The following is a 7,789-nucleotide window of genomic DNA, read 5'->3' on the forward strand; positions in this document are numbered from 1 at the left end:
TTTCCAGGCGTGGGGCCAGAGTAGGGAGTCCCGCTGCCTTGATCAATTTGAAAATGCGATTTTGTTCACTTTCCCGCAGCAGGTCCAGGCGACGGGACAGATCAGCGGCCATGACCATCCCGATAGCTACTGCTTCGCCATGCAGATAATGTCCGTAACCACTGGCTGCTTCAATGGCATGGCCAAAAGTGTGACCAAAATTCAGAATGGCGCGCAGCCCCCCTTCCAGCTCGTCCCTGGCGACCACATCGGCCTTGTCCCGGCAGGAGGTTTTGATGATTTTTGCCAGGGCCTCGGTGTCGCGGGTGAGCACGGCATCCAGGTTGTCTTCCAGCCAGGAAAAAAAACCGGGATCGTTAATCAGTCCGTATTTGATCACTTCGGCAAGACCTGAACGAAACTCCCGTTCTGGCAGGCTGTCGAGGGTATCTGTATCGACGATGACCGTGCGGGGCTGATAAAAAGCACCGATCATGTTTTTACCCAAGGGATGATTAACACCGGTTTTTCCACCTACGGAAGAATCAACCATGGCCAGCAGGGTGGTGGGAATTTGCACACAGGCAACGCCGCGTTGATAAACGGCAGCAGCAAAGCCGGTGATATCACCCACCACCCCACCGCCGAGCGCGCAGAGTGTACAATCGCGGCCATAACCGGCGCTGAGCAGCTGCCCGGTAATGATCTGGATATTGTCGAGGGACTTGCTTTCTTCGCCCGCAGGCAGGGTGATGACCAGTGAATTCTTGTTCAGGACATTCAGGGTATTTTGCAGGGTCTTCAGGTAGAGTGGCGCGACATTCGTGTCGGTAATGATGGCGACCGGTCCCTTACCCAAAACCGGGGCGAAGAGGTTTGAGTCGCTGATGATGCCGCTGCCAATATGGATGGAGTAGCTGCGCTGACCAAGTTCTACACGAAGACTTTGCATATAATCTGAGCTCTTGTGGGCGGGTTTACCCATCCATTGTTGAGTTTCTTGGGCCTGCAGGCAAGAGGGGCATCCTCATTTAACCTGTTTGTGCGTGTAAATACCTTAAAATCCGCCGTAGTACCTGATCTGAACGCAGGCCATCACCACTGATCCGCCAATGGGCTGTCTGCTGATAAAGGCTGCTTCTTTGCTGGGCGAGACTGTGCAGACGACTTTCCAGGTCTGAGGTTTGCAACAAAGGGCGGTTACGGTCGTGGCGTACTCTTTTTAATTGTTCTTCTACGCTGACATCCAGATAAATCACCTGACCCTTCTGGCGCAGATAGGCGCGGTTTTTGGGGTCCAGAATGGCACCGCCGCCAGTGGCAAGGACCATATCCTGATTGTGCCCGGCCAGATCGGCAATGACTTTTGCTTCGCGCTCGCGAAAGCCGGCTTCTCCCTCAATTTCAAAAATAGTGGGTATGTCCACGCCCGTTTGGGTGACGATCAGTTGGTCACTGTCGACGTAGGGAATACGTAAACGGGCGGCCAGAAGCCGCCCGATGGTCGATTTGCCCGAGCCCATCGGCCCGATCAGAATGACTGTTCCGGTCATTGTCCGAGATTACTGTCGCCGTCAGCACCCGCGAGGCCGTCCTGGGCGTCACCACCCACAACTTTGGGGGTGATGAACACCAGCAGTTCGGTTTTGGCGACACTGTCAACGTTACTTTTGAAGAGCCAGCCCAGCAGCGGAATATCTTTCAATAGAGGAATGCCTGTCTGGTTGTGATTGGTGGTGTCCGTATAAATACCGCCAATAACGATGGTTTGTCCATTGTTGACCAACAGTTGGGTTTTGACTTCCTGAGTCTGGATGGGAATGCCGGAAGGCAGAGCTTCGGCGTAGTTGGGCTGATTGTTTTGGGCCACAACATCCAGGGTGATTTTGCCGTTCGGCGAAATGTGCGGGGTCACGTCCAGACTCAATTCGGCTTTTTTGAAGGAAACCGAAGTGGCGCCACTACTGGTGGACTGCTGATAGGGGATTTCCTGACCCTGAGAAATGACTGCCTTTTCATTATCTTCAGTCATGACTTTCGGACTGGAGATGATTTTGGCGCGATTATTCACCTGCAGAGCCTGCAATTGCAGGTTGAGAATACGATTGCCTGCAGCCGTTCCCAGGGCAAAGCCCAGAGAAGCCGGGCTAGCACTGGCCAAAGCCGTACCCGCATTGGAAGCAGCCAGATTGGCCAGGGCGGGTACGGTGAAGCCCGTGCCGGTCGTAGAACTGGAACTGCTGCTGCCCTGGATTGGATAGGCACCGCCCTGGGTTGCCGTTGTGCCAGTCACTCCGGTTCCGGAAAGATTGACGACGCCACCCGCACCGTTGGAGGTATAGGTGCCGCCCCAGTTGACGCCCAGAGAATGTGCCGCACTGGTGGTTATCTGGACAATGCGCGCCTCAATCAGGACCTGCGGTACGGGCTTGTCGATTTTGGCAATCAGTTTCTTGATATTTTCAATGTTTCGTGGTGTGTCCCGGACCAGCAGGCTGTTGGTCCGGGTCACCACGGCCACGGAACCGCGTGGCCCAAGTAATGTATTTCCAATGACGCTGTATTTTGGCAGTCCAAGGGCGTTGGCCAGAGATTGTTGTTGATAACCGCTCATCTGCTCGTCAGGTGCCCCGCCTGGTTGTTTGTTCTGGGCAAAACCTTCCAGCAGTGAGGCTATGCTGGCAGCTTTGGCGTACTTGATCTGAATGAGCTGTGTTTCCAGAGGTTCCAGCTTGCGCTTGCTGGCATCGGCTTTAAGTTCCGCCTCTTCCTGACTGCTGATCTGATTGGCGGGAGCCACCCAGAGAATGTTTCCGATATGTTTTACAGCCAATCCCTGAGATTCGAGAATGACCTTGAAGGCCTGTTCCCAGGGTTCATTTTTCAGACGGATGGAAAGGCTGCCCGTCACATTATTGGAAACCACAATATTCTGGTGGGTGAAGTCGGCAATAACCTGCAGGGCATCACGTACGCTGATGTTCTGGAAATCCATGCTCAGACGGGCGCTGTCCTTGGGATTTTCAACAGCATTTTCGGTCTTGGGATGCACATCAATCATGGTCTGCTGACCCAGTTGATAAGCCGAGTATTCATAGGGACCGTTAATGGCAAATACCAGGCGGGTATTCCGGCCAATAGGATAACTATCCACAAACTGTACCGGAGTGCCGAACTGGGTCACCCCAAAGCGATGGGTGTAACTGGCGGGCAGGGTCGTGTTTTTGAGTTCAACCACCAGTTTGCCATCTTCCCGGGTAACATTCATTTCCGGTTGCGGTCCGGTGATGGACAAATCCAGAATACCGCCACCCTGTTTGCCGCGCCTGAAATTCAGGCCGTTGACTTGAGTGCCGTAGGTCATGAGCGGAGCAGGAGCTGCTGCGGGGCTGGATACCGCAGCGTTTGAAGTTGCTGCCGGGGCAGGGGCTGCTGCAGGTGCGGTGCTGTCGACAAACGCCAGGCGATAACCGCCAACCGTAGGTTCTATCATGACTGCCTGGGGAGATTTCAGAAGCAGGTCCAGCCGGGCATTATGTCCCTCATTTTCGGTCAGTACATTTTGAACCGCTCCGCTACCCATGACGGTGCCCACAGAGGGCAGAAAGTGAGCGTTGGTGAAATCGATTTGTACCCGATATCCGCCGTTAAGTGTGTTGACATCATAGGCAGGGCGCGAATCACTATGAATGATGAAAGCGGTACCGTGCTGATCCGGGCTGGGGGTGATGCTGCTGATGAGACTCTCTGCCCAGGCTGCCCCAGAGCTCAGGCTGAGTGCCGCCGCTAAAATGGCAGCGGTTAATGGACGCAGGCGCGGATAACGGCTACTGAGTGGAAGGTGGGCATTGTTGGCTGTGCGCATCTTTTTGTATTCCTCTGTATTCTTCGGTGTCAGGCTCGTCATGTTCAGTTACCACCCTGCATGTGTAAAACGGTCTGTTGCTTTTTATAACCACCAAAAGCATTGGGTAAATATTGCTCAACGGTGACAGATTGTTTGCCCATGCGGTCATCAATGCCCGTTATGCGTCCATCATGTGTTCCGATGTAGCTACCCAATGTGGCGCGATACACTTTTGCATCTGGTGCCTGAATGACGGCCCATAACTGCCCGTCAGCGGTGCGCATGATACCTGATACAATCAGGCTGGAAAGCGCGTATTTTTCGAGAGGTTGCATGGGGCCATGGGAAGCCGGGCGGGGGCCGGTGGCTTCGCTGGCCGCTTCCTTGCGCAACAGCATTTCGGAGAAGCTGGTAAACGGATCACGATTGGTCGGATTGTTATAGGCAACAGGCTCATAAGCCGGGGTTTTGGGTAATGGCGTAATATGATTGTTGGTTTTTGGTCCATTGGCCACAAAATTGCGCAGATGACTTAAGTCATCACTATCCGAGCAGCCAGCCAGCATGGCGATGCTGACGCTGATAGCCAGAACATGGCGTATTTTTTTATGGAAACGCGCTCCGATCGTTTTCATGGCTTGCCCCCAGCCTGGGTATTACTGCTTTTGTCTCCATTATCCAGATACCGATAGGTAGTTGCCGTACACTGCATGGCTAATTGCTGGGCAGCAAGGGCTTTGGCGGCAGGTGTGCTGCCGGTATCGGGAACCCGGGTAATATCGATACCGCTGATGGTGACGATGCGGGGCATGGCGGCCACTGCTGCGGCAAAGCGTCCGATGTCATCATAGGTACCAACCACTTTCAGTTTCACCGGAATTTCCGCGTAAAAATTCTTGTTGATTTCGCCAGTAGGCTGAAATAATTCAAAATCAAGCCCACGGCTGCGTCCTGCCAAAGTCACATCATCCAGGAGTGATGGAATTTGTGTCCGGTTTGGAAGCTGTTCCAGAAACTTCTGAAAACGCACATTCATTTCCTTGATTTGTGCTTGATAGGCTGGTAACGATGCCGCCAGTAACTGCTTTTGCCTGATCTGGATTTTCAGGCCCTGTTCCTGGGTATGCAGTGCATCGTATTTGTCATTTTCTGGAGAGATGAATTCAAACCAGACGACAATGCCTAAAATCACGATAATGATGGCAATGGCGATCAATTTGGTTTTTAACGGCCAACGGAGGATGTCATCCACCTGCAAATTGCGAATTTCGTCGAAAGTCACGGCTGGACCTCCTGTGTGCCCGTTGTCTGAGCGCTTTTACCGGCTGCGGTGGGTTTGCGGATGTTCATTTGTAAGGTGAACTGTCCAACCTCCTCGGAACCCAGTTTGGATTTGCTGATAATGTTTAACTGCGGCTCGGTAAATATTTTGGAGGCATCAATATTCCGCATGAAAGCAGCTACCTGATCATTGTCTTCCGCATAGCCATTCACGGTCATGGAATTTCCGGATTGCTGTAAATGGGTCAGAAAAACACCATTGGGGGTTTCTGCGGCCAGGGTATTGAAAACCTGAACCACCATATCCCGTTGATCCTGAAGATCGGTGATGATGTCTTCTCTGGCGAGTAATTCATCCCGTTTTTTGCGGAGGTCGGCAATAGAGGCAATTTTGGTGTCCAGTTGCGTGGCTACCCCTTGCAGGTAATTGACTTTGGTCTGTTCACTGGCGACGCGGGCACTGAAAATACTGTAAATTCCATAATAAAAAAGTGCTGCCAGCAAAAGAATGCCGAGGAGAGCGGCGGCCAGGAACTGGCTGCGCTTGGCGCGGCGCGCCTCGCGATAGGGAAGCAGGTTGATGCGAATCATGCCGAAATCCTCCGCAAAGCCAGGCCACAGGCAACCGCGAGAGACGATCGGTCAGCGTCCATAAAGTGTCTGCTGATGTGGGGTGAAATTTCCATACCAGCAAAGGGATCCGGGACCAAAACCGGAAAGCTGACCATTTGCCGTAACTGGTCGGCAAGTTGTGGGATTTTTGCACCTACTCCAAAAAGGTGGACGGCTGCCGTGGGTACGTCAGGCATGCTGGCCTGGAAGAAATCCAGAGAACGGAAAAGTTCCTGAGCCATATTGCGGGCAAAAGGCTGAAGCACCTCTTTGACATATTCTGGCGGGAGTCCGCCAAAACGCTCCATGCGCTGGGCATCGTTACTGTCGAGATTGTAGCGACGCTGAATTTCTTCCAGGAGTCGGCTCAGGCCAAAATTATGTTCTCTGGAATATACGGGATGTCCATCCTGAAAGACGTAAATATTAGTGGTGATATTTCCGATTTCTACCAAGACAATGCCTTTGCCAGCATGGTTACTGTTTTTGGTATTTGCACCATTCAGATGCTCATGAAGTAACCATAGTGCAAACGGTTTGACATCGACAATCTGCGGCTTCAAGCCCGCCTCTTCGAGAACTGCTGCGCGATCTTCAATGGCTTCTTTTTTACTGGCAACCAGTAAAATGTGGTTGAAACCTTTGCGCGTCTCATCTGGACCAAGAACAGAAAAATCAAAATTAACGGCATCAATACTGTAGGGGATATATTGACTGCCTTCGTAGCGGATCTGGTCTTCAATACCCACTTCGTCCAGATCAGCCGGCAGGGAAATGACTTTGACAATGGCCATATTGGCGGGAAGGGCTGTAGCAACAGCCTTGGTGCGAATGCGTGAACGCTCCAGAATAGTGCGCAGGGCGCGGGAAACGGCTTCACTATCCAGAATATCCCGATCACTGACAGCCCCTGGCGGTAATGTCTCGGAATCAGCGTGCTCCACCCGGATTTTTCCACGGCTTTGGGCCAGCGAAACGAGCTTTACGGCATCAGAGCTGATATCCAGGCCCAGCAAAGGAGAACTTGGTATGCTTAGCACGTCTATTCCTTTTTTATGGTCTGACAAATGTTATAATCATTGCCTTGCAAATTAAGTTGATGAAACGTATGCATGGCCAGTATCTTTTTCGCAACTTGCGGTGGAAATTAGCAGCATTCCGGATTCTGTCAAGGCGCGAGGCTGCAATAATTGCTCCTATAGTGTCTGGTGCTGCGATAAATCCGGCAAATAGCAGGAACCTTGATGATGGCCGAGCAACAAATATCGGATATACACTGGATGAGTATGGCTCTGGATCTGGCGGCGCAGTCAGCTGCTGTCGGAGAGGTGCCGGTCGGTGCAGTTTTGGTAAATCATGACGGAGCATTCATGGCTGGAGCCCACAACGCACCCATTGCCGAACACGATCCCAGCGCGCATGCAGAAATACGGGTATTGCGTGCAGCAGCACGTCTGGCTGAAAATTATCGACTGACAGGATCCACGCTCTATGTCACTTTGGAGCCCTGTGTCATGTGTGTAGGAGCCATGCTCCATGCCCGGGTCAGCCGGGTGGTTTATGGAGCAGCTGATCCCAAGGCGGGAGCTGTGGAAAGTCTTTATCATTTACTGGACGATTCGCGTTTTAATCATCGTATTCAGGCGGAAGGTGGTTTGCTGGCAGCACAGTCAGGAACCCTGTTGAGGGATTTTTTTCGGGTGCGGCGCGCCCAACAAAGAGGTAGAGGTAAAGCATGAAGCATTTCAGTGCCGAGTGGAAAATTCAACACGGTGGCCGGGGGCTGCATGAGCTGACGGAAAAGCTCCAGGATTGGTTGCAGACCATAGGTGCCCGGGAGGGGCTGGTGAATGTGTTTGTTCCCCATACCTCGGCCAGTCTGATTGTTCAGGAGAATGCCGATCCGGACGTGCTGCGCGATATTCTCGGGTATTTTGCCCGGCTGGTGCCTGATGATGATCCCCATTTTTTTCATCGCAATGAAGGACCGGATGATATGTCCGCGCATTTGCGTTGTGTACTGACCCAAAATAGTCTGGTCATACCGGTCAGGGAAGGCCGCGCAGCCCT

9 protein-coding genes are annotated in these 7,789 nt (G+C 52.5%); 2 read left to right on the top strand and 7 right to left on the bottom strand.

The window, feature by feature from the left end; all coding sequences use genetic code 11:
- The 7 genes from aroB to pilM all read right to left on the bottom strand — a co-directional run.
- A partial coding sequence (gene aroB, locus AC2VLY_RS04295; protein ID WP_486921816.1) for a 3-dehydroquinate synthase occupies positions 1 to 931 on the bottom strand: 931 nt, incomplete at its 3' end.
- Between the two features lie 79 nt (positions 932 to 1,010).
- Complete coding sequence (locus tag AC2VLY_RS04300) at positions 1,011 to 1,532, bottom strand: shikimate kinase (protein WP_193649593.1); 522 nt, start codon at positions 1,530 to 1,532, stop codon at positions 1,011 to 1,013.
- A complete protein-coding gene (locus AC2VLY_RS04305) occupies positions 1,529 to 3,844 on the bottom strand; it encodes a type IV pilus secretin PilQ (RefSeq protein ID WP_486921817.1) in 2,316 nt (771 codons plus the stop codon). Before AC2VLY_RS04305 ends, AC2VLY_RS04300 begins: the two co-directional genes overlap by 4 nt.
- A 44-nt stretch (positions 3,845 to 3,888) precedes the next feature.
- Positions 3,889 to 4,461: a pilus assembly protein PilP gene (locus tag AC2VLY_RS04310; protein ID WP_486892295.1), complete on the bottom strand. Its 573-nt coding sequence runs from the start codon at positions 4,459 to 4,461 to the stop codon at positions 3,889 to 3,891.
- On the bottom strand, positions 4,458 to 5,108 hold the full coding sequence (locus AC2VLY_RS04315) for a type IV pilus inner membrane component PilO (protein WP_486892296.1): 651 nt from the start codon (positions 5,106 to 5,108) through the stop codon (positions 4,458 to 4,460). The genes AC2VLY_RS04310 and AC2VLY_RS04315 overlap by 4 nt, the downstream gene beginning before the upstream one ends.
- Complete coding sequence (locus AC2VLY_RS04320; protein WP_193649597.1) at positions 5,105 to 5,698, bottom strand: PilN domain-containing protein; 594 nt, start codon at positions 5,696 to 5,698, stop codon at positions 5,105 to 5,107. Before AC2VLY_RS04320 ends, AC2VLY_RS04315 begins: the two co-directional genes overlap by 4 nt.
- Positions 5,695 to 6,759, bottom strand: coding sequence for a type IV pilus assembly protein PilM (gene pilM, locus AC2VLY_RS04325; protein WP_300251976.1), 1,065 nt, complete (start codon positions 6,757 to 6,759; stop codon positions 5,695 to 5,697). The genes AC2VLY_RS04320 and pilM overlap by 4 nt, the downstream gene beginning before the upstream one ends.
- Positions 6,760 to 6,963: 204 nt before the next feature.
- Between pilM and tadA the strand changes: the two genes are divergently transcribed.
- Entirely contained in the window at positions 6,964 to 7,458 is a 495-nt protein-coding gene (gene tadA, locus AC2VLY_RS04330) for a tRNA adenosine(34) deaminase TadA (RefSeq protein ID WP_193649599.1), read from the top strand.
- A partial coding sequence (locus AC2VLY_RS04335) for a secondary thiamine-phosphate synthase enzyme YjbQ (protein WP_486921818.1) occupies positions 7,455 to 7,789 on the top strand: 335 nt, incomplete at its 3' end. The genes tadA and AC2VLY_RS04335, both read left to right, overlap by 4 nt.

It is taken from the genome of Acidithiobacillus sp. TH-A36 (assembly GCF_057473445.1).

Excerpts from the sequence above, each read along its gene's own strand:
- AC2VLY_RS04300 (WP_193649593.1), bottom strand. The coding sequence starts at position 1,532 with ATGACCGGAACAGTCATTCTGATCGGGCCGATGGGCTCGGGCAAATCG.
- AC2VLY_RS04305 (WP_486921817.1), bottom strand. The coding sequence starts at position 3,844 with ATGCGCACAGCCAACAATGCCCACCTTCCACTCAGTAGCCGTTATCCG.
- AC2VLY_RS04310 (WP_486892295.1), bottom strand. The coding sequence starts at position 4,461 with ATGAAAACGATCGGAGCGCGTTTCCATAAAAAAATACGCCATGTTCTG.
- AC2VLY_RS04320 (WP_193649597.1), bottom strand. The coding sequence starts at position 5,698 with ATGATTCGCATCAACCTGCTTCCCTATCGCGAGGCGCGCCGCGCCAAG.
- tadA (WP_193649599.1), top strand. The coding sequence starts at position 6,964 with ATGATGGCCGAGCAACAAATATCGGATATACACTGGATGAGTATGGCT.